At 48.4% G+C, this 24,064-nt stretch carries 16 protein-coding genes; all 16 read left to right on the forward strand.

Annotated elements, in window-relative coordinates:
- Positions 1–65: 65 nt before the first annotated feature.
- The 16 genes from U5R06_09745 (at position 66) to U5R06_09820 (ending at position 23,476) form a co-directional block, all read left to right on the forward strand.
- Complete coding sequence (locus tag U5R06_09745) at positions 66–1,739, forward strand: T9SS type A sorting domain-containing protein (protein ID MDZ7723065.1); 1,674 nt, start codon at positions 66–68, stop codon at positions 1,737–1,739.
- A gap of 117 nt (positions 1,740–1,856) precedes the next feature.
- Positions 1,857–2,228, forward strand: coding sequence for a glycosyl hydrolase family 28-related protein (locus U5R06_09750; protein MDZ7723066.1), 372 nt, complete (start codon positions 1,857–1,859; stop codon positions 2,226–2,228).
- A 118-nt stretch (positions 2,229–2,346) separates the two neighbouring features.
- Positions 2,347–2,886: a hypothetical protein gene (locus tag U5R06_09755; protein MDZ7723067.1), complete on the forward strand. Its 540-nt coding sequence runs from the start codon at positions 2,347–2,349 to the stop codon at positions 2,884–2,886.
- Positions 2,856–4,814 (forward strand): SMP-30/gluconolactonase/LRE family protein, encoded by a 1,959-nt coding sequence (locus U5R06_09760; GenBank protein MDZ7723068.1) that lies wholly within the window; start codon positions 2,856–2,858, stop codon positions 4,812–4,814. Before U5R06_09755 ends, U5R06_09760 begins: the two co-directional genes overlap by 31 nt.
- A 42-nt stretch (positions 4,815–4,856) precedes the next feature.
- Positions 4,857–6,638, forward strand: coding sequence for a family 16 glycosylhydrolase (locus tag U5R06_09765; GenBank protein MDZ7723069.1), 1,782 nt, complete (start codon positions 4,857–4,859; stop codon positions 6,636–6,638).
- A gap of 184 nt (positions 6,639–6,822) precedes the next feature.
- Positions 6,823–7,887 carry a glycosyl hydrolase family 17 protein gene (locus U5R06_09770; GenBank protein MDZ7723070.1) on the forward strand — a complete coding sequence of 355 codons (1,065 nt, stop codon included), beginning with the start codon at positions 6,823–6,825 and terminating at the stop codon, positions 7,885–7,887.
- A 122-nt stretch (positions 7,888–8,009) separates the two neighbouring features.
- On the forward strand, positions 8,010–9,746 hold the full coding sequence (locus U5R06_09775; protein ID MDZ7723071.1) for a DUF5107 domain-containing protein: 1,737 nt from the start codon (positions 8,010–8,012) through the stop codon (positions 9,744–9,746).
- 139 nt (positions 9,747–9,885) lie between these two features.
- Positions 9,886–10,668, forward strand: coding sequence for a DUF5107 domain-containing protein (locus U5R06_09780; protein MDZ7723072.1), 783 nt, complete (start codon positions 9,886–9,888; stop codon positions 10,666–10,668).
- Between the two features lie 33 nt (positions 10,669–10,701).
- Positions 10,702–13,218: a DUF5107 domain-containing protein gene (locus tag U5R06_09785; GenBank protein MDZ7723073.1), complete on the forward strand. Its 2,517-nt coding sequence runs from the start codon at positions 10,702–10,704 to the stop codon at positions 13,216–13,218.
- Positions 13,219–13,267: 49 nt separating this feature from the next.
- Entirely contained in the window at positions 13,268–15,568 is a 2,301-nt protein-coding gene (locus U5R06_09790; protein MDZ7723074.1) for a glycoside hydrolase family 9 protein, read from the forward strand.
- A 2,134-nt stretch (positions 15,569–17,702) separates the two neighbouring features.
- Positions 17,703–18,344 (forward strand): hypothetical protein, encoded by a 642-nt coding sequence (locus tag U5R06_09795; GenBank protein ID MDZ7723075.1) that lies wholly within the window; start codon positions 17,703–17,705, stop codon positions 18,342–18,344.
- 711 nt (positions 18,345–19,055) lie between these two features.
- Positions 19,056–19,652, forward strand: coding sequence for a DUF5050 domain-containing protein (locus U5R06_09800; protein ID MDZ7723076.1), 597 nt, complete (start codon positions 19,056–19,058; stop codon positions 19,650–19,652).
- A 170-nt stretch (positions 19,653–19,822) separates the two neighbouring features.
- Positions 19,823–20,584, forward strand: coding sequence for a hypothetical protein (locus tag U5R06_09805; GenBank protein MDZ7723077.1), 762 nt, complete (start codon positions 19,823–19,825; stop codon positions 20,582–20,584).
- Between the two features lie 229 nt (positions 20,585–20,813).
- Positions 20,814–21,239, forward strand: a complete 426-nt coding sequence (locus U5R06_09810; protein ID MDZ7723078.1) for a hypothetical protein — start codon at positions 20,814–20,816, stop codon at positions 21,237–21,239.
- A gap of 51 nt (positions 21,240–21,290) precedes the next feature.
- Positions 21,291–22,451 (forward strand): T9SS type A sorting domain-containing protein, encoded by a 1,161-nt coding sequence (locus U5R06_09815; protein MDZ7723079.1) that lies wholly within the window; start codon positions 21,291–21,293, stop codon positions 22,449–22,451.
- A 68-nt stretch (positions 22,452–22,519) separates the two neighbouring features.
- Positions 22,520–23,476, forward strand: a complete 957-nt coding sequence (locus tag U5R06_09820; GenBank protein ID MDZ7723080.1) for a T9SS type A sorting domain-containing protein — start codon at positions 22,520–22,522, stop codon at positions 23,474–23,476.
- The last annotated feature ends 588 nt before the right edge of the window (positions 23,477–24,064 follow it).

The raw sequence follows: 24,064 nt of genomic DNA on the forward strand, positions 1-24,064 counted from the left end.
GGAGGATGAATTTTTTGAAAATCAATTTATTAATCCATCATTCACACAATTAAAAGGAGAGAGAAATGTTAACAAGGTTATTTGTAGTACTCAGTTTGGTTCTTGTTTTTGCCATGGGTTCGTTTGCTCAGGAAGCAGACACGGTCTTTGTCCCGGCAGAAACCGAGGACGGCGATTATCTCGTCAATTCACTGATCGATTATGTGGTTGCAGATACCAACGAGGCCGGCGAACAGCTTCACAAAGTCTACAAGCTGGAACGCGGCAAATTGTATCTGCTGGATCAGGCCATGGATCTGCGCAACGAAGTGGAACTGGTTGCCGATCCGCCGATTGCGGATGTTCCGACCATGGTTCCGCCGAAAATTCTGTCCAACACCACGGCAGACGGCGAAACCGCAACTCATAATTTGATCAATACCTGGGAAGATATCACTGTGAAAAATATCTGGCTGGGTGGTATGAGCGTCAACGGCAGCACCCGAGGTTGGGGTTACGGTCAGGCGCTGCAGGTGATGGATTCACTGGTGACCGTGCATCTGGATGGTGTCTGGGCCGATTACAACGGCTGGTCCGCCTTTGGAACCGCACAGCCTAAAACCAGCTGGATCATCAACAACCTGCATGCCCGAAATGAACAGAATCCCGGTGATCCCTGGACCACGTTTCTGTTTTTTCTGGAACCTGCAGTGAATTTGGATACCTTCAAGGTAAGCAATAGCACCTATTTTCAGTCGAACAGTTTCTTTCTGTTCCCGCCGGCTTATGTGAATTACTTTGAGGTTGATCATTGTACGTTTGCCAACCTGTTGAAATGGCCGTTCCATTCCACACAGTGGCTGGAAGCCAAAGTTACCAACAGTGTTTTCTACAATGTCAGCGCGCTTTCTTTGACGGAAAATGAAGAAGAAGGTCAGGATCCGGACTGGCTGGAATACGGTCTGATCAATGTCGACACGCTGTTTGCCAATGCGGTTGATTCCGTTGATCCAGGCCCCTTTCATGTTCCTGAAAATGAACGTATGATTGAAGTCAAGAACAATCTGTACTACTGGTGCGATGGTGTACAGGATTACTGGGCCAACAATGATTCCGTAAAAGCGGCCGTCTGGATGAATGATAGAACCGAAGCCATGTTTGCGGATGATGAAACCTGGCCCGGACTAATTGCGGAGAACAACTGGAATCAGGATCCCCTGTTCAATGACTTTGACGGCCTGGCTGGTGCCAATAAAAAAATGGTAGATGTCTGTAAAGCTTTCCGTGCCGGCGGTTTATACCAATGGGACTGGGACGCGGATACCTCCGATTATCCCGAACTCTATGAAGTTATCTACCAGTATCCGCTGCCCGAAGATTTCCGTTCTTACTCCGGCTTGATCGGAACAGACGGACTGCCTCTGGGCGATCTGAGCTATTATCCGGAAACCGTGGGTGTTGAGGAAAAAACACAGGCTCCGACCGAGTTTGCGCTGCAGCAGAATTATCCCAACCCCTTTAACCCGGTGACCACGATCAACTATCAGTTGTTCGGAAAAGGTAAAGTTCAGCTTACTATTTACAATGTACTGGGTGAAAAAATCAGAAATCTGGTTGACGCCCGTCAGGATGCCGGTTCCTACAGTGTGAACTGGAACGGCGCCAATGATGCCGGACAAAAAGTTTCCAGCGGTGTGTATTTCTACAGTCTGGAAACCGAAAACGCATCAATTATGAAGAAAATGACGTTGATTAAATAGCGTCTTCTCTCAAAGAGCGTCCGCCGGCTGGTGGACGCTCTTTTTTTATTCAACGAATTTACCAGGCTTTTACCTGTTCGGATGAACAGGTGTTTTATTTTAGGATATGGAGTTACGATGATTCAGCCCCGACGAGAAATCCGACCCTTTTTATTTACTATTATCATCCTTTTAAATACGACGTTGTATGGTGAATCGGTCTACAAAAGCCGCCCTGAAGATCCGGCTGCCGTTTATTTAACCCCTGAAAACTATGACGTCACTCCGGACGCGCCCGCTGATGACAGCGACGCCCTGCAGGCCGCTATAAATGCGGTTGAAGAAAAAGCAAAATTTGGTATTGTGTATATACCGGCGGGAGAGTATCAGCTCACCCGACCTGTTCATGTCTGGAAAGGCATCCGCCTGATCGGATATGGCCAGACCCGGCCGCGGTTCGTTCTTGAGCCACATACGAGCGGTTACGAGGGGATGAAAGTGTTTATATGATCCATTTTGTCAGCAATCGGCCCCGTGAAGGCCGACCGATTCGTGATGCGAATCCCGGCACGTTTTACAGCGCCATCAGCAACATCGATTTCAAAATCGGGGTGGCAATCCGGCTGCTGTGGCGGTGCGCTCGCATTACGCCCAGCATTGTTTTATTGCGCATGTAGATTTTTTTATCGGAGACGGTAAAGCCGGTGTTGAAGAGGTGGGCAATGAAATTGAAGACTGTCGGTTTATCGGCGGTGATTACGGCATTATCACCACCAAACCGTCCCCCAGCTGGCCGTTTTTAATGATCGATACGATGTTTAAAGGTCAGCGTCAGGCGGCCATTTCCACTGAAGAAGCCGGGTTAACCCTGGTTCGCAATCAGTTTGTTGATGTGCCGCATGCCGTGGTGGTCAATCCGGATCGCGCCGAAGAGCTGTTTATTATTGATTCGCGGTTTGATCGAATATCCAAAGCTGCCGTGGTGATCAGCGATGAATACAACGCGCGCCCGCAATTTAATTTTAAAAATATTGTCTGTCATGAAACGCCGGTTCTGGCACGTTTCCGCAAAAGCGGCAAACGCATCGAGGCGCCGGCTGACCTGTACCGGGTCGATGATTTTCTCACGGCATGCAGATGCATGATCTTGGCGCTGTGCCTGAAGTAAAAACAACGGTGGATATGGAGCCGTTGAAAAAGATGCCTGCGCCCGTGGCGTCCGATATCCCGGAACTCCCCGATGTTAAAGACTGGGTCAATCTGCGCGACCTGGGCGCCGCCGGTGATGGCGTGACCGATGATACCGAAGTGATCCGGCAGGCGGTACAGGAACACCGGGTCATTTTTGTGCCGACCGGCCGTTATCTCGTTTCTGAAACCATCAAGCTGCGTCCCAACAGCGTGCTCATCGGAATGAATCCGATTACCACCCAGTTGGTTCTGGCCGATGACCTGGACGCGTTTGCCGGTCCCGGCTCACCCAACGCCCTGCTGGAAACCGCCAAAGGCGGTGAGGCGATCGTAATCAGCATCGGTCTGGATACCGGCGCCTTTAACGAACGCGCGGTGGCGGCCAAGTGGATGGCCGGTGAACGCTCGTATATGAATGATGTCCGGTTTGTCGGCGGACACGGCACCTATCATCCGGACGGATCGCATGTACCAGTGTATAACAAATTCCGTTCCGGTGATCCGTATCGCGATCGTGACTGGGACACTCAGTACTCGAGCTTGTGGATCACGGACGGCGGCGGTGGCACATTTAAAGATATCTGGACCCCGAATTCCTTTGCCCAGGCCGGATTGTATATCTCGGATACGGATACACCCGGACGCATCTACGCCATGTCCCTCGAACATCATGTGCGCAATGAAGTCATGCTGCGCAATGTCTCGAACTGGAGATTTTTTGTGATGCAGATGGAAGAGGAAAGCGCCGAAGGTCGACATGCGCTGCCGGTCTGGATCCAGAATTGCGAAAATCTCCTGTTTGCCAATACCTACCTGTACCGGGTCATCCGTATGAATTCACCGTACCCGCAGGGAATTCTGGTCAATTCATCAAAAAATATTGAATTTTGCGGACTGCATGTGTACAGTCCGACTGTTTACAGTTTTAACACTACCCTTTATGATCAAACACACGGTGTTGAGGTGCGACAGCGGGAGCTCGCCCGACTGACGCTGTCCGGGAATCCTCCAACGCAGCCTCAGGACGAGCCCGCTGCCTCTGCTGTACTTGCAAACGGGGCAAAAGTCGAAAAGGTGATTGACGGATTTGAATTTATCACCGGCGCCACGGCGGATCAGGAAGGGAATGTGTATTTTGTCGATTCCCGTTGCCATCATATTTACAAATGGTCTCCGGAAGAGCAGAATGTCTCGCTGATCCGCAACACTCCCCTTTCCCCTGTGGCGCTGGGCCTGGACGAAAGCGGCAATCTGCTGGTAACCACCCGGGATCGGCATGTGGTGGCCTTTGACCCGGATCAAAACGGAGAACAGCTTCAGGTGCTGGAGCCGGTCGATCCGGATCAGCATAATGCGCCCATCGCCTTGATCCCCGGCCATATGTGGCGGGATGAACATGATTTTCTCGATATCACCACATATTCCGAGGATAATCCGCCGACCACCCATTCGTCTTTTACCATTGCTCATCGACTCGATTCGAATCCCCTAAAGAATCATTACGTGTCCCCGGACAACGGGGTGTTTATACCCGAATGGCAGGGACTGGTGCGTTCGGTTTCCCTGCGCCGCGCGGTTCCGGGACAGCCGTTTTACATGGCGGACGAGTTTGGACAAAAAACCTATAAATTTAAAGTCAATAAAAACGGCTTGTTGACGGATCCGGAATTATTCGCCGAACGCGGTGAACTGGATGTTTCGGTGGACAATGAAGGCAATGTTTACATTCCGGCTGGCGATGTCTATGTGTACAATCCTGATGGCGAACAGATAGATGTGATTCGTGTGCCGGAGCGCCCCGCCACACTGGTATTCGGCGGCAAAAATCGGGATACGTTGTATATCACCGCACGGACTTCGCTGTATAAAATTAAAACGCGTACCCGCGGCAGAGTTTTAGAATAGGCTTTGTTGTTTTAATCTGAATGTAGAAGAAAAGGATTTTTAATGAGAACCGAGAAATGGCTGATTGTTATTTTGATCATGATAGTGACCGGATCGCTGTCGGCACAGGGCTGGCAGCTGGTGTGGCAGGATGAATTTGATACTGAAATTTCCGATGACTGGTTCCTGGAAACCGGGTACGGCGGCTGGGGCTGGGGCAATGATGAATGGCAGTATTATCAGCCCGAAAATGCGTTTGTACGGGACAGCTGTCTGGTGATTCGCGCCGAGGTGGACGGCGAACCCGGCAAACGCGACCGCAGCATTACATCCGCGCGCATGAAAACCCAGGACCGCTATGAATTCAACTATGGCAAAATTGAAGCCCGGATCAAACTGGACCGCGGCAAAGGACTCTGGCCGGCGTTCTGGATGCTGGGTTCCAATATGAGCTGGCCGGATTGTGGTGAAATTGATATCATGGAGAATATCAACGGTGAAAGTACCATTCACGGCACAGCACACTGGGTGTCCGGTGGTCAACTTGCCAGCTATGGACAATCAGTACGTAATGTGGATATTGAAGCATTTCACACCTATACAGTGATTTGGGATCAGCAGTACATTCGCTGGGAATTTGACGGGCAGGAATACAACCGTCTTTCCATCACCGGTGCAAGTTTGAGTGAATTTCATCAGCCGTTTTACATTATTTTGAATATGGCAGTCGGCGGACAGTGGCCGGGTCCCCCGGATTCCACGAGTCTGCCCGCCGAGATGCATGTGGATTATGTGCGCGTGTATATGAACAAAGGCCCGCGTCTGGGACTGCAGCCGTATGAACTGAATTTTGCTTTGTCAGGTGGCGGCTCGGCATCCGTTGAACCACAAACTGTTACTCTGGTAAACACCGGATCGGATACTTTGCAAAATGTAACGGTTAGCTCGGACGCTGACTGGATCGATGTCATCTGGAACGATCATGAGGGCAATGAACAGTTTTTTGATGTGGCGCTCAATTCACAGGCAGACGCCTTGTCACTGGGCACCTATTCAACGTTATTGATTGTTCAGGCGGATGACGCTCCCTCTGATACGGTCTCTGTTGATCTGCAGGTGGGCACCAATATCGTGTTGAACAATATCGCCAAGGCTTCCTCGGTAAGCAAAGATGCTTCAGGTGATGAAACCATCAGTGCGCGCAATGTGAATGACGGCGATATGCAGAGCCGCTGGGTGAGTGAGGCCGGCGCCGAGCAATGGGTGTCCCTGGATCTGAATAAACTGTTTATCAATAAATTTTACACTGTAAGCACGGTCAATGTCTGCTGGGATGAAGCCTACGCCGGCGAGTATGAAATCCAGGTGGCCAACACCTCGGATTTTTCCGATTATGCCGTGATCGCCGAGGTCACAGACGGTGACGGCGGCGTGGACCGGTTGAGCACCGATGCCTCGGTCGCCGGCAAATACCTTCGGCTCTATGCAAAAGCCGGCGGAGAAGAAAGCGGCTATGGTATCTATGAGCTGCAGGTGTTCGGCAAAGTGAGTACCGGTGTGGAGCAGCGACAGGCCCATGTCCCCGATCAGTTCAGGCTGACGAATGCGCCGAATCCGTTCAATCCGGTGACCACGATTTCTTTTACTTTGCCGGCAAAGCAGCGTGTTGATCTGGCGCTTTACGATATGACCGGTCGGCGCGTGGCCACTCTGGTGTCAGAGGAAAGGGATGCAGGTACCTATCAGATCGACTGGAATGCCGGAAATAGATCCTCCGGACTGTATATTTGCAGGCTGACCACCCCCGGAATGAGCGTGACCCGCAAGCTTGTTCTGTTGAAATAAGAATTACTGTGGTAACCGTTTGGGGAGACGGTGGTTATTGGTGAGGGGATTCATCAGGTTCGAGAGCCTGGTTATGAGGGTGTATGATTCAAATTCGCCCTCATAACGCGTTGTATTGTAAGATACGATTGATCTCCCGGACAGACATGTTTACACATATTCACAATTCATTTGAGGAGCAAAAATGACAGCAAAAAAAAATATATTGTATATTTTCAGTGTGTTCGTTGGTATTTCCCTTTTCTTCGGCTCCTGCCGCAGGGCATCCGATCCTCCATCGGTTTCTCTCAAACAGGACGAGACAGAGTTGATAGCGGATGTCGCCAAAGCCGTGTCTTATTCCGGATTCCGGCGGGGACAGCATCCGGACCGCGGCGACGGCGCCGTGAATCCCGGTGATGAGGAGATTCTGGAGGATCTGCACTTGCTAAAGCAGACGGATTTTCGTCTCGTGCGCTTGTACGATTCCGGGGAGAACTCACGCTCCGTATTGAGAATGATCAAAGAAAATGATCTGGACATCAAGGTCATGCTGGGCATCTGGCTGGACGCCGAGGTCAGCAATCACGAGGGCTGTCCGTGGCTGACTGAACCCATCCCCGAATCGGTTTTGGCTGAAAACAAACGCAAGAACAAGCGGGAAATTCAGCGGGCTATTCAATTGGCCGATGCCTATGATCAGGTTGTTGTCGCGGTAAACGTGGGCAACGAAGCGCTGGTCTCCTGGAATGATCATATGGTGGAAACCGATACCGTCATTTCCTACGTCAAACAGGTCAAACAGTCCATCGCCCAGCCTGTGACCGTCGCTGAAAACTATGTCTGGTGGGCGGAACAGGGCGCAGAACTGGCTGAGCAAGTGAATTTTCTGGCGGTGCACACCTACCCGGTGTGGGAAGGAAAGGATATTGACCAGGGATTGTCCTATACGATCGAAAATTTATCAAGGGTCAAAAACGCTCTGCCTGAACAGTCGATTGTCATTGCAGAGGCGGGATGGGCAAGCGAGGCGTCCGAGTTTGGCGAACGCGCCAGTGAGAAAAAACAACTGCAATACTATCGGCAGTTAATGGGATGGGCATCTGAAATGAATATCACCACGTTCTGGTTCGAAGCTTTTGACGAACCCTGGAAAGGCGATCCGAACAATCCCCTGGGCGCTGAAAAGCACTGGGGCCTGTTTACCGTGGACCGGGAACCCAAGCTGGTGATGCGTACGCTCTATCCGGATCTGTTCCAAACCGAATGATTTGTTGATATTAACCGTTACAGGCTGGTATCATGTATTGGACAGGATTGAACCTGCAAATTATACCGCGCCGGTTGCGCGGACACAATTTTCGACAACCGCAATTTCGAGAGGATTTTTTTATGACAAGAGCATTTTTGATGATACTGATTCTGATAATCCCCCTGAGCCTGCCCGCAGCCGTGAGCATGAGAGATACGACGATTGTCTGGCATACCTTTGATTATCAATTAACAGACGATAATATGATGGAATCCTGGTCTGATACCCCCTATGATACGGTCAGCCGCACGTTTCAGGGGCTGGTCCTGGAAAATGATTATCTGCGTGTGACCCTGGTGCCCGGGTACGGCGGCCGCATCCTGTCCATGATTTACAAACCGACCGGACACGAGCAGCTGTATCAGAATCCCGTGGGCACGCCGTACGGGATCGGAGAGGACTGGTTTTACTACAAATGGCTCATGGTTTACGGCGGCATATTCCCGACGCTGCCGGAGCCGGAACACGGCAAAGCCTGGCTGCTGCCCTGGACGGCTGAGGTGATCGCACAAACTAAAGACAGCGTTTCCGTGCGCATGTCCTGGCGGGACAGTGTGGCGCTGGATGACATCAATACCGGCAAGTGGAAATATGGTGTGACCGGATTAACCTGCGATTTTACAGTAACGCTGGTCAGCGGTCACAGCTCTCTCAAGGCAGATGTCATCGTGTCTAATGATGCCGCGATAGAGCTGGATTATGAATACTGGACCTGTCTGACTCTGGCGCCCGGATCAGATCCGCAAACCCCGCGCTGTACTCGGGGTGCGGAACTCGTCATTCCTGCATCCAAAGTCAAAATTCCGCCCTGGTATCCGGATATTGCCGGTCAGGAGGAATCAATAGCCGGCGAACGCAATATGTATACGTTTAACGTCCTGCGTGACTGGGAAAACTGGGTGAATGACGGCATTGCCTATCCCTGGGATGACCCGAATGCCGATTACTGGGGTGTGATCAACCAGGACAATGGCGAGGGACTGATTCGGGTGGCGGATAATCGTGTGACGCCCGGTATCAAAATCTGGGCCTGGGGATATCCGGCGAGTCAGGATATCGATCCCTTTGCACAGCCGCAGGTGAGCCGCCGGCCGTATATTCGACTGTGGGCCGGTCATTCGCGTGAATTCTTTGAACCGGCGCAGATCGGACAAACCACGCAAAAGCAGTGGACTGAATTGTATGCGCCGACCGTCGGACTTGCCGGCGTGTCGCATGCCAATTTGCATTTCATTGCCGACCTGAAACTCACTGAAGAGTCAGAGGCTGCTCTGATTGAATTGATGTTCGTCCCCGCAGATCTTGAATCCGACTGTGATGTCGCTCTGGAAATTACCGGCGATCATCCACAGGCCTTGCAGACTGAACACATCACACCGGATCCGGTGAACGGTAATCGGATTGTTGCTGAATTACCGGCGGATCAAACCTGGTCTGTGAATGACAGCGTCCGGTTTGTGCTCAGCAGTGCGGGACGCGCTCTGGCCGGGACCTGCAGTCTGCACGAATGGTCGACACGTGTTGAAACAGAAGAACAGATTGTCCGCGGACATAAACTTTATCAGAATTACCCCAATCCGTTCAATGCCGCTACCACCATTGAATATCGAATCGCTTCGGATGCGCATGTCAGGATTACGGTCCTGAATATGCTCGGTGAAACGGTAGAAACGCTGGTGAATCGACAGCAGCATGCCGGTCTGCACAGTATTCAATGGACGGCTGATGCGGCGAGTGGCATTTACTATTATAAACTTGATGTTCGAACGAATACGGGACAATTTACTGATCTCGGAAAGATGGTTCATGTAAAATAAAGGAGATGTTGACGGGAGAATGAAAATCGGTTGACAGAAACCGAACGCTAAACTGAGAATTGTTGGCCGCAGGCTGTTATAACTGACGGTACAGGAAACCGGACAGCCGTGGTTTGAGACATTTAATAAGGAGTACAAGATGAGAACAAAAACTGATTTTAAAAGCCGGATCACAGCTACTGCGACGATTATTGTCCTGCTTGCATTGTACCCGATGCTCAACACGGGCATGGCGGACATTACGGTGCGGGAAGACTCGCTGGTCATCCCCACCTATCTGGTGAATCCGCCCAATCCCATGCCGCGTTTTTACGAGGGCGGCACCCATCAGGGCGTGCAGCGGCGGATGTATCCCTATCCGATGAATGATAATCTGACGGGGGTCAAAGAGGACCGGTCGTATCATATCGTTGAATTTGGAAATGAATATATTGATCTGGATATCATGCCGGGGCTGGGCGGACGTATTTATTCGGCCCTGGACAAGACCAACAATTACAACTGGTTTTACAAAAACAAGGTGATCAAACCGTCGCTGATCGGTATGCTCGGGTACTGGATTTCCGGTTCCAATGCCTGGGGCTTTCCGCACCATCACGGTCCGAATACGGTCAAGCCTATGGATTACAAGGTGGTTGATCATGATGACGGCAAGCTCTACCATCTGGATCGCCAATACGGACCGGCGTCACCGCATGCGCGTGATCGTCGGATATACCATTCATCCGAATTCATCGCTGGTGGAAATGACCATTCGTCCGATGAATCCCACGCCGATTGTCAATTCTTTTTTGTTCTGGGCCAATCCATCCGTGCATGTGGACACCACCTATCAGGTGATTTTTCCGCCGTCTGTGCGCTATGTCACCCAGCACGCCAAACGCGAAATGACCACCTGGCCGGTTGCGGATCGGCGCTATAACCGCTATGACTATGAGGGTGTGAATATCAGCTGGTGGAAAAATATCGGTGTGCCGTCTTCGTTTTTTCCTGGGACCCGCAGGAAGACTATTTCGGCGGCTATGACCACGGCAAAGAAGCGGGTACGGTGTGGATCGGCAATCATCACACCTCACCGGGCATGAAGTTCTGGGCCTGGGGCAACAATCCGGGCGGCGACCGCGCCAATGCCGGACTCACCGACAATGACGGTCATTACATTGAACTCATGGCCGGCGCCTATACGGACAATCAGCCGGATTACAGCTGGCTGCAGCCCTATGAGGGTAAAGATGTGACCATGATCTGGTTCCCGGTGCGCGAACTGGGCGGACTGAAATACGCCAACCGCAACGGCGCCTTGAATTTCGAGGTTTCAGATCAAACCGCGGCCGTGCGTATCAACACCACGTCGCCGCACGACAACGCGGTGGTGGAGCTGAGAGCAAACAAAGAGATTCTGTTTGAACAATCCATCGGAATCAGTCCGGCCGACCCTTACACTGCCGATGTCGATCTGCCGGCCGGCGTGACCGAGGATGACTTGACAGTGTCGTTGACCGGCGCTGACGGGGAGGTGCTGCTTACCTACAAACCCGCTGATTACAAGCAGTCGGATGAGCCCATGCCGGAACCGCTGGAGCCGCCGGCAGAACCGGAGGAGATTGAAAGCGTGGAAGAGTTGTATCTCACCGGACTGCGTCTGAACCAGTTTTACAATGCATCTGTGGATCCCATGCCTTATTACCAGGAAGCCCTGAAACGCGATCCCGGCAATTACAATGTCAATACCCAGCTCGGAATTCTGGCCATCAAGGATGTCAATTGGGATGCGGCCGAGTCGTATCTGCAGACCGCTGTGGACCGGATTACCCGAAACTATACCCGCGCCATAGACGGCGAAGCGCAGTATTATCTGGGATTTGTACACAAGGCACAAGGTGATTTGGAAAAAGCCTATGATCTCTTTTACGCTGCCTCCTGGAGTTCCGCCTGGCATACCCCGGCTTATTATCAGCTAACGGAAATCGACTGTCAGCGCGGTACATTCGAAACCGCTCTGGAACATGTGAATCGGGCCCTTTCCACTCAGACCCATAACTTGCGCGCCTTAAACCTGCGGGCAATTATTTTGAGAAAACTGGGACAGCATGAAAAAGCTATGGCTCAGAGCAAAGCCATTCTGGAAATGGATGTCCTGAATCATCAGGCCGTCAATGAATGCGTTTTGAATCTGAGAGCAGCCGGACAAGCCGACGCGGCGCGGGAGCGTCTAACGGAATTGTCCGGGATCATGCGCGATCAGGTGCAGTCGTATCTGGAGCTGGCGGTGACCTATGGCGATGCCGGATTTTACGCCGAGGCCTCGGATGTGCTCGGGCGTCTGCAATCCAAAGGCGAGACCTTTCCCATGCTGCATTATTATCTGGGGTATTACGCCGATAAACGGGGTGAATCTGAAAAAGCCCTGGACTATTACAAAACAGCATCCCGCATGCCGCACAGCTACTGCTTTCCGTTCCGCTGGGAATCCGTGCACGTGCTCAACGAGGCGATGCAATCCAATCCGCAGGATGCCAAGGCGCCCTATTATCTGGGTAATCTGTTTTACGAGCATCAGCCGCAAAAAGCGGTTGACTATTGGGAAAAATCGCGTGATCTGGATGACTCGTTCTATATCGTACACCGCAATCTGGCTCTGGCCTATGAAAAGATTCAGGGCGACGTACAAAAAGCCATGCAAAGCATGGAACGGGCTGTGGCCGCAAACAGCAGCGATCCGCGATTGTTGTTTGAAATGGATGAATTGTACGAAAAGAATAAAGAGTCCTCGCAAAAGAAATACGCGCTGCTGAAGGAAAATAAAGAAACCGTCGCTGAACGCACCGAGAGCCTGTTGCGACTGGCCACGCGTTCGGTTGAAGTGGGCAAATACAATGAGGCGCTGGACATCCTGCTCAATAACGAGTTCCCGCAGTTCGAGGGCGGACGTGAAATGCAGGACACCTATTTGAACGCGTACACCCTGCGCGGACTGGAGTTTTTCGGGAACGGCGACTATGAACGCGCCCTCGAGGATTTTGCCACCGCCATGGCCTATCCCGTCGGCCGCTGGGGCCGTTCCCGCTGGGCGCAGTTTCACTATCTGACCGGTCTGGCGCATGAGAAACTCGGTCACGGGAATCAGGCCGAAGAAGCGTTTCAAAATTGTCTGAATGTAGCGGTCGAAAAACGCGGCCGCGATCAGGAATACCTGTATTATCACGGACTGGCTCTGGAAAAACGGGGACAAACCGAAAAGGCAAAAGATTTGTTTGAAAATCTGCTGGCCCGCGCCCAGTCGCAGGATGACGACCGCTTTTTCCGCCAGTTTGAAGGCGGATTGTCCCGCGACCAGCAAAAGGCTGCCGATCACTATTTAGCAGGTCTGGCTTATAAAGGTCTGGGACACATGGCCAAGGCACAGCAGGAATTCAAACAGGCTGTGGAACTGGATCCGGGTCACGTCTGGGCGGATTATTATTCGAAATAAGCGTCCGGATGGATCATGTTATAATGAGTGACTAACCAGGAAGGACATTATGAAACAATTCAGTTGTATTTTAATGCTGTCCGTGCTTTTACCAGCGCTGGCCGCGGCCGGAGACCTGCCGGACATGCCTATGCGTTTTGATCCTGCGAATACCATGGAATATTTGTGGGCGCAAAAACCGGTGCTCGAGTCCCGGTCTTTATCCGGCATGGAAAGCATGGACGAATGGCGGCACGAGGGATTCGGGTCTCTCAGATTGTCAAGAGATCAGGTGAATAAGGGCGAAACCTCGCTGCTGTTGACTTGTCCCACTAAAGGTAAAGAGCCTGGTGATGAAAATGGCCGGCCGTTCGGCGCCGCCCGCGCCGTTTATCCGGTGGACAACCAGGACTGGAGCGACTGGAACCGCATCAGTTTTCAGGTATACCCGGATCTGCCCGGATTCCGTACGGTGGTGCTGAGTCTGGTGTTTCACAATGACGGCGAAGAAAAAGTGCCGGGACCCTATGACCGCAACGGTTTAAACTATGTGCTGCTGGAAAACGGCAAATGGAACGAGGTGTACTGGGAAATCGAGCATCTGGGCCGCGACCAGGTCACGGCCGTTGAACTGCGCTATCGGCTGCAGGGCAATGAGCCCGGCGCGACCGATACGGCGGCGTATTATTTTGACGAGATGAATCTGGAAAAAGTCGAGCCCGATCACTATGAAGGCTGGAATGTGGCGCCGGGACAGATCGCCTACAGCCATGTCGGCTATGCGCTTGATTTCCCGAAAACCGCGCTGGTATCGGATGTTGACGCAAAACAGTTCTCGCTGCTGAACGTGAAAACCGGCGCAACGGTGCTGGAAAAACGCATCGACATCCGGAAAACACCGCTGGGCCGGTTCCAGGTGCTGGATTTCAGTGAAATCAATGCGCCCGGAACCTATGTGCTCAGCGCCGGAACTCTGCAAACCCGGCCGTTCAGGATCGCTTCCTTTGATGACCTGTACCGCAGCACCATTGTCAAGAGCATCAATCATTTTTACTGTCAGCGCTGCGGCACCGAGGTGCCCGGTATTCACAACGAGAATCACCGCGACTGGACCTGTACGCACGGCGACAGCACGATTATGATCAATGGCGGCTGGCACGATGCCGGAGATTTGTCCCAGGGCCTGACCAATACCTCCGAGGCTGTCTATGCCATGCTCAGGCTGGCGGAAACGTATCCAGAGCCGGACTTGTCGCAGCGACTGAAACAGGAAGCGGAATGGGGACTGGACTGGGTATTGAAAACCCGCTTTGGAAACGGCTACCGCTGTACCTGGGCCACCATGGATTTCTGGACCGACGGTATTCTGGGTAATGTGGATGACGTGTCGATGCGCGCCCGCCATAGTTCCTATGACAATTTTGTCGCTGCCAAGACCGAAGCCATGGCCGGCATGGCGCTGCAGGACACGGATGCGTTCAAGGCGGATTACGCCCTGCAGTGCGCCCGCGAGGACTGGCGGTTTGCACGGCAGCGCCACCGCTATTTCAATATCGATGTGGCCGCAGCCGCCCTGAATGCGTCATTAACTCTTTATGAGGCGACCGGGGAAGAGCCGTATAAAGACGCGGCTGCAGAATACGCCGATTATATCCTGGCGTGTCAGCAGAGCGAACCGTTGTCAAAAGGCGCGCAATTCAAAGGTTTCTTTTATCGGGACTCCACACAGCAGGAGATTCTGCATTACGCGCACCGCGGACACGAACAGGAATCGGTAATGGGACTGGTGCGCCTGCTTGAACTGTTTCCGGAATCCCCGAACGCGGAAAACTGGGAGTCCGCTGTTCGCATGTACGCAGAGTATTACAAACAGATTTCCGTGTACACCGATCCGTATTTCATGATCCCGGCCGGGATCTATGACCTGCGCACCGCCGAAGATAAAGTCGAGAAAGAACAAATCAAAAACGGTGTCAAACTGGACCCGCATTATTATCTGAAACGGTTTCCGGTGTGGAAAACCTTTCGCGGCAATTGCGGGACGAGTATCTCCCAGACCAAAGGCCTGGTGCGGATCGGCCGATATCTGAACGATCGCGATCTGATGGTCCTGGGTTATCATCAGCTGCAGTGGGTGCTGGGACGCAATCCGTTCAATCAAAGCCTGATGTACGGCGAAGGCTATCGATTCGCCTCCCAGTACAGCGCCATGAGCGGCGATATCGTCGGCGGACTGCCCGTGGGTGTACAGACACATTTCAACCGCGATGAACCCTATTGGCCGACGGAAAACTGTTACAACTGGAAAGAAATTTGGGTGCACCCCTCCAGCCGCTGGCTGTGGATTATGAGTGATTTTTATGCCGAGTGATCAGTTATAGATTATGGAATGAGAACAGCATCCCGGTGAACGCTCGGGGTGCTGTTTTTGTTTTACAGCTTGCCTGTTGTGCGGCACATGGGAGAGGGCGGACTGATCTAAATCTCTCATTGGACCGGATTACAGGATATTCAGGATTGACAGGATTCCATCGTTCCGTCAGTCTCTGACGGAATGCAGCCCGGACACTTTGTGTCCAGTGCCCGTATTCCCGGACAGAATACATTCGCCAGTGCTTTGCGACGAAGGGTCGTGGCACAATTCAAAACAAAGCGTCATGATGCCTCGGTATGATTGAGGCATTGATGTTTTTATTTTCAGGATTCCTGCTTTGGCTTTTGATTCTGTCAATCCGGACGATCCTGTTATCCTGCCCCCTACCCATCCCGCCGTTCGGCAACATCCCGGATATTGCCATGCAAAACTTGACTTCATCGTACGGCTCTTCAGACGTGCAATGAGTGGTCGCGGCACAATCCTGAAAATACATGACTCGTATTTTTTGCCCTTTTCGGCATGTACAAAGGTGTTGACTGGTTTATCTTCTTGAGGGGGAGGTCTCCCCTTCGCTGCAGCCAGGCTGCCCGCCCTGTAATAATGTTGCCGATAGTAAAGTAGGACAGGGGGCGGGCACCGCCTCACTAAACCGGCATCTGCAAAGTGATAATATAGTATTTTTTCAATAGATCAAACAAACCCCATACCGGAAACACTTGACAGCCGGTTTGCCGTCCTGCTGAACAACGCAGGCCGGCCGCTCGGCTGCCTGTCTTCCGCTACCCCCTCTGTTTTCTTGACGTGCCGGTATTCTTCACTATACCATACTTGATGTTTTCTGCCCCGCAGTCTCTCATCGGACCGGATCACAGGATATTCGGGATTTACAGGATATTATGATATGAGCCTTTAATTCAATATCAATCCTGTTGATCCGGACAATCCTGTCTGGTAACCATCTCTACACCCACTCGTACCAAAATATCATTTTAGTGCGTCATTGCTCACGAAACTTTGTTTCGTTTCGGAGTTTCACTTTGTCATGCAGGTTAGTCGGAGGTTCTACCTCCTGAAACTGCGTGGATCAGGTCAGAGGGTAGAACCCTCTGCTATATAGCGTGACGGGGGTAGAACCCCCGCACGATCCTGGAACGGATCCTCGATCCTGAATTTAAGGATCGCGTCGGGGTTCCACCCCGGCGCGACAAAAAGCCGGGAGGTTCCACCTCCAATCCAACACACCGGCCAGCAGATGCTTTCATGATCATTTTGGAGTGAAATATCCGCGAGTTTTCAGGAAACAGCCTTGCAGTAGAGATTGGTGTAGGGCCGGCACCTATTGTGACGGACAACCTAATTCCCAGTGTCCGCCCTGAACGGCAGCATCGCGGACTCTGCACTCCAAAATTACCGACCTCGTCGTACAATTCCCACATTGTGCGACGAGTGGTCGCGGCACAATAAAATAAAAGGCACCAGGCCATGCCCTGCCCCTTTCATTTGTCGCACAACAAAAACAGTTGTACGACAAAAGATGGATTCTGACGGGCAGCCAAACTTTGAGTTCACGGTCTGCATGGCAAAATACACCCCGCGAAATATTTTCACCGGCTGCGAATCATTTTCGCAGGGTTCGAGATCGGGTTTCCACTAAACCATTTAAAAACAATGCAAAATCTTTGGCCCGGAACTTGTCTGTTTTGTAATGATGCTTTGTTTTTTCTATTCACGGGCATCATTTTATACACCCCGCGACTCCTGTTGCTCGAACTTGTCTTTCAGCACAAAACGCCAAACGGGTCAATTCAATCAAAATAATGCTTGACTTTTAATAGTTTAGGTTGTAAAGTTGCAGAGGGTCGGTGGTATTGAGGGTCGGGAGAAGCATCTGACGCCGAATGCATCAATGGTTTGCGCAGCGTGACGGGGCGGTGTCAGAGAGGAAAAGGAAATACCACGGAACCGCGAAATTCACGGCACAGAACACCTTTCGGATGCGGAGTTTTCCTTTTGTTTAATCGGATAGGTGATAATTGAAATCTTTTGAGATGCGCAAAGGTATAAAAAATGATGCATTTTGACTTTGACATGATGTGGAGTTAGCATATAAAAACCCGGATTATTAAACATGAAAATAATTTACATTTTTAAAAGCTTAATAATTCATTCTCTTTATAGTAGAGTGACAATAGTGGATTTCCCGTCAAAAGCTGAGAATACACCAAAAAATGTTGAATATGCAAGGTTTTTAGTGTTGGTTTTGTACCTGGTTATGGTCATCTTTTTTAACTGTTCAATGGATAAAAGCCCCCTGATCTACAATGGGAACACAGGACACAACAAGATATTATTCACGTCCAACCGTTCAGGCAAGGATCAGTTGTATACCGTGAATCCGGATGGTTCAGGCATTCAGCAAATGTCCAGCGGTCAATGGTGGCACAGCTTTGCAAGATGGTCACCCGACGGGACAAAAATAGTATGTAATACAGAAGAAGGCACAACCACAGCCGGGTTCCAAATGGTCGTCATGGATGCAGACGGGAGCAATCGAAAACTACTGGGATATGGAAACCAAATGGCTTGGCATCCCGATGGTAATGTTATTGTTTTTTCCTTTGCACCTTCTCTGGAAATTGGAATATATGGTATTTATTTGTATTCAATAAATTTACAAGATTTTAAAAGAAAGCGATTACCTATTGATATGGAGGGGTGGCAGTCCCATTTTTTCACCAAGTGGCCAATCGTTACTATTCGTCGAACCTGATTATATAGGAAATCCTCCTGAGCCGAAAGTTAATATCGCAAATTTTCCAGAGATGACGAAAATACAGAAACTTCAAGTGGTTGGAAATGATTTTAATTGGTCACCGGATAGTGCATACTTGATATTTTCAAAGAGAGAAGAAGAATCCATTCCAAATGATAATCTATTTATTATAAAACGGGACGGCTCGAATCTTCAAAGAATTACCAATAATTCATCAAATATGCCTTATATACAACCACAATGGTCACCTGATGGTCAAAAAATTATCTTCCTGGCATATTCAATCGGCAACCCAAAGATATGGAACTTGTACATGATCAATCGAGACGGGACAAACTTGCATAAAGTAATCGATGACAATTCAGTGACATCTTGTGATTGGTGTGAATAACGAGGGCTTTATGATTGCAAAACATAAAATGAAAATCCGATATTTGTTTTTGATTGTCATCTTGTTCTGTAACTGTTCAACGGATAAAAGCCCCCTGATCTACGATGGGAATGCCGGGCACAACAAGATATTATTCACGTCCAACCGTTCAGGCAAGGATCAGCTGATACCAGTGAATCCGGATGGTTCCGGCATTCAGCAAATGTCCAGCGGTCAATGGTGGCACAGCTTTGCAAGATGGTCACCCGACGGGACAAAAATAGTATGTAATACAGAACAAGGCTCAACCACAGCGGGACTCCAAATGGTTGTAATGGATGCAGACGGGGGGCAATCGAAAACTTTTGGGGCATGGGTCTTTGATGACATGGCAACCGAATGGAAATTTGATACTTTATATATATAATTACATTGATATTAAATTATACGGTATAAAACCAGATGGAACAGATGTAGTTATACTATCAGAAAATTATGCGGGACATCGCAGCATATCACCAGATGGTACCAAAATAGCTTTTTCAACAGAATTGGATTCTCAAATGAAAATTATTGTCTTAAATTATCCGGAATTCAATAATCCAAAGTATTGTGGCCCATCTGGAGCAATTCATCCGACATTTTCTCCCTCGGGCGATAAAATAGCCTTTTCTATGAAAGACTATTCTAAAAAATCAAACGATATATACGAAATAAGTAGTGATGGATCAAATCTGAGACAAATTACAAACAACTCATCTGATATGGGGTATGTTTATCCAGCATGGTCACCGGATGAGAAAAAAATTATTTTTTTAGCAATTAGTCATAATAGCCCACAGATATGGAACTTGTACATGATCAATCGAAACGGGACAAACTTGCATAAAGTAATCGATGACAATTCAGTAACATCTTGTGATTGGTGTGAATAACGAGGGCTTTGATTGCAAAACATAAAATAAAAATCCGATATTTGTTTTCAATTGTCATCTTGTTCTGTAACTGTTCAATGGATAAAAGCCCCCTGATCTACAATGGGAACGCCGGGCACAACAAGATATTATTCACGTCCAACCGTTCGGGCAAGGATCAGCTGTATACCATGAATCCGGATGGTTCAGGCATTCAGCAAATGTCCAGCGGTCAATGGTGGCACAGCTTTGGAAGATGGTCACCCGACGGGACAAAAATAGTATGTAATACAGAACAAGGCTCAACCACAGCGGGACTCCAAATAGTTGTAATGGATGCAGACGGGGGCAATCGAAAACCACTGGTATGGGGAGCATATATGGCGTGGCATCCGAATGGGATTGATATTGCTTTTGTTTTTTGGCCTGCCGCGGAATTGGGGCTCATGTTTGGATTTATTTATTTGATAAATAGTACAACTCTAAATATTTGCCGAGTTACTTCAGATAGCCTTGAAGATATTGGTCCGCCATGCTTTACACCTGACGGAGAGGATATTTATTTTGCCAGCAACCGGCATAATATTAAAGGCAAACATTATTATGATATTTACAAAATGAACAGAGATGGTTCAAATGTTATCAGGATCACGAACACGCTGAACGGCAGTAGTTATACAGCATCCGTATCACCGACCGGCACAAAGCTTGTTTATATGTTGAGAATGGAAGAAAGTCAAGGCTCAATCACAATACTTGACCTGGACTCTAACCGAATTAAAGTTGTAAGAACTCCTGAAAATATCATATACAATTATCCAAGATGGTCACCGGATGAAAAGTATATTGTTTTCACTGCGGTTAACAATAGAGAATCATCCATATATAGAATAAATTCTGACGGGAGTCATTTGATGCTGTTGGCGGAAAATGCGAGAATAGCGGATTGGTAGTTTTTGATTAAAAAGCGGTGTTGCGAGCACCGTCTTGAACGTGCAAACAAATGAATCATCCTGGCAAGGTGATTTCAGAGCATTACCCAGGTCAGTGTGCCCTTTTTGTTTGCTACTTTAATAATAAACAAAATGCAAGTAAAAGGAGGTGGTCCCAGCCTATGTCTGTCGTATTTTCAACAGCACATTGTAGATAAAACCAAAAAGTAACATGAAAAAGGGGTATAAAATGAAAACAAAAATCCAGGTAGCTTTAATATTACTGTTAATATTTACTGGTATTGTATTTTCCAAGGGTAATATTGAAACAGCGCAATTGTCTGCGCTGGACGTATTAAGAGCCAAATATCAAAACAATATTCAGGTAAACTGGAATGAATCCATTGGAACACCAGACATCATTACGTTTCAAAAACCGATAGATCTCGGTGATAAAAATGAAAAATCGGTAAACGCTTTTTTGGTTGAAATACAGCAGTTAATTGACTACAGAACAAAGCTAGATTCCTTGGTATACTTTAAACAAAAAGAGCACAGGGGACGTCAATTTTGTTTAATCGGATCGGCGACAACAGTATTGATCGTGAGAGAGAATTTGTTTTTCACAAAGATGTTCATTTCTCAGGATAAACGTGACCATCTTGGTGAAACATAATGGAGTTTCAGACTCTGGATTTTTAATAAACTATAAACCACGGAGATGCCCATGAAACCGATTTTCATGATTTGTTGTGCGGTTTATATTGTGATTCAAGCCCATTCATTGTGCGCTCAGGGCTGGAGTGAACCTGTCAAACTGGGTCCCCCCATCAATGACGGCCGACATACACGCAGCCACCCGTTTCTTACGAGGGATGACTCGATGTTGTATTTCACGAGTTATGTTGGCGGTACCACGGACATTTTTTACTGTAAACGAAACGGAGATAAATGGGGAGCTGTACAATCCCTGCCGGATTATATCAACACCTCGGCGTCCGAGCATTCACCTTCTCTGACTGCGGACAATCGGACTCTGTACTTTGTACGCTGGACCACGTATAACAGTTGGGATATTTTTTACTCGGAGTGTAAAGAGGGGCAATGGGGCAGACCGCAGAATATCGGTCCGCCCATCAATACGCCGGGCATGGAGTTTGGCTGCTGTATTTCCAGCGGCGGGGATACTCTGGTTTTTGAAGGGCCGCATTACTGGGAAACCGTGTATCCCCCGGATCTCATGTATTCGGTCAAGACCGATACGGGCTGGTCATTTCCGACCTTATTTTTTGATTATTATGATGGAAATCGCTCTTGGGAAAGCTACCCTTTTATTTCGTCAGATGGAAAAACCATTTGGTTCAGAGCTGATTATCATGTTGACTGGGGGCGGGATATTATTTATTCCAGCTGGGATGGGGAAAAATGGAGCGCGCCGGAACCGGTCGGCCCCCCGGTCAATACGGAGCAGGCAGAAATGGCGCCCTGCCTCTCCTCTGACGGCCGGGAATTATATTTTGCGCGTATTTATGACCATGGGGATTCTATTCGATCCGAGGAGATATACCGATCAATCCGGCTGACCAATCGTGTGCAGTACCAGCCAACACAAACACAGAAGATAGATCGCTGCCGGGTTTACCCGAATCCGTTTAATTCCAGGGTGATTTTGCAGACAATGTCCGGGAGATTTTCAAACATCATTATTTATAATATAACAGGAAAGGAGGTCAAAAGATTTACTCAGCCGGGCGGGAACGAAAACAATACACTGGTCTGGAACGGAACAAATAATCAAGGAAATCCGGTACCCGCCGGAGTGTATCTTTGCCGTATAACACTGTCAGGCGGGGAAATGGAATGGGTTAAAACCATATTAATCAAATAGGGAGGATGAATCATGAATATTCGAATGTGTTGTGCGTTTCTTTTCATTCTGATGGAGGCTGATAAACAATGAATAACTATAATAAATTTCTATATTTGCTCAGAGGATTAGTGGTATTTACGAGTTCAAAGAAAAAAGCTATCATCAGATATAGTTTCACTTTCATTTTTTTTGTTTTGTGTAAAACCACGTATGGTCAAGACTATTTTCCATTAGAAATCGGAAACCGTTGGATTTATGAACGTACAGATATTAATGGATACGATATATATGAAATTACAGATACAGTTAGTATGAATGATAAAGATTACTATTGCTTTTATGTACGAACAATTGGCTCTCCCTGGGGAGAGGAGACACATTTTGAATATTATCGTAAAGATTCTTTAAACCAGGTATGGATAAAAAGCTATACACCTCAAGATGAACACATTGTTTACAAGTTAAATGTTCCTCAAGGCGCTGTTTGGCATTATCATTTTAATGACTTTACATATAAATATACATTAATGGATACGGGTGTGGTCATACATACACCTGCAGGATTATTTGAACATTGTTATTATTATAATACTTTAATTGAAGAAATTCATACAGATTTCAGAGATGTTCTCGCCCCTGATGTTGGACTTGTTCGGCGTATATCAGAGGGAGAAGGAGCAATATTGAAAGGTGCCTGCGTCAATGGAGCGATGTATGGAGATACAACCATTACAAATGTGGAAACTGTCGAAGAAATTCCCTTTGTTGGTGAACTGTTAAATTATCCCAATCCCTTTAATATAAATACTACAATTAAATTTTCATTAAACATAAAAATCCCACAAGATATCCGATTAACAATTTTTGATCTCACAGGAAAGGAGGTTATTAAACTATTTGATAATAAACAGAGAGCGGGGAATTATTCTGTTGTATGGGATGGGAAAAACAAATCCGGAAAGGAGGTGAGTAGCGGTGTCTATATATATAAATTGGCTGTTGGAAAATTTTTAGAATCTCGTAAACTCATTGTAACAAAATAGTTAAAATGGAGGATATAGCAATGATGATTCAGACAATTAAAATCACTATGATAGGATGGATGCTGATTCTGTTTATAGTCCCTTCTACTTTTGCAACTGAACAGGCAAGATGTGTTCACTATCAGGATGGATTATCAAAGTTAGGTTCAAGTCAATCTATTCCACCAACAACATCGAATGTATATGCATTGAATATATATGTTTCCTTTCCAAATCATCCGGATAAGCATGAACTTCCAAATTACTGTTCTGATATTGAAGCCTCTATTCAGAATTTTTTTGAAGAAATGTCTTACAATCAACATCATGTACATTTGAATACCGCTATCAGACCTTCACCTAATGAGAATAAATGCTATATAGCTGATCATAATCGATCTTATTACGAATGTTGTTTTAAAGATTACTGTACTGGTACTCAGGGCTTGGCTGATCTTAATACGGAGATATTTTGGAAAGTATATAATGATGATCCTACTGCTTTTAATAATGTTGACATAGTTTTTGTCAATTTAAGTCCCGACATATTTACACATCATTCTGCGGTTTCAACTCTAGGAGGCCATACCTTTCCACATTACACAGGAC

Source organism: candidate division KSB1 bacterium, assembly GCA_034521575.1.
Classification (GTDB): domain Bacteria; phylum Zhuqueibacterota; class Zhuqueibacteria; order Residuimicrobiales; family Krinioviventaceae; genus JAXHMJ01.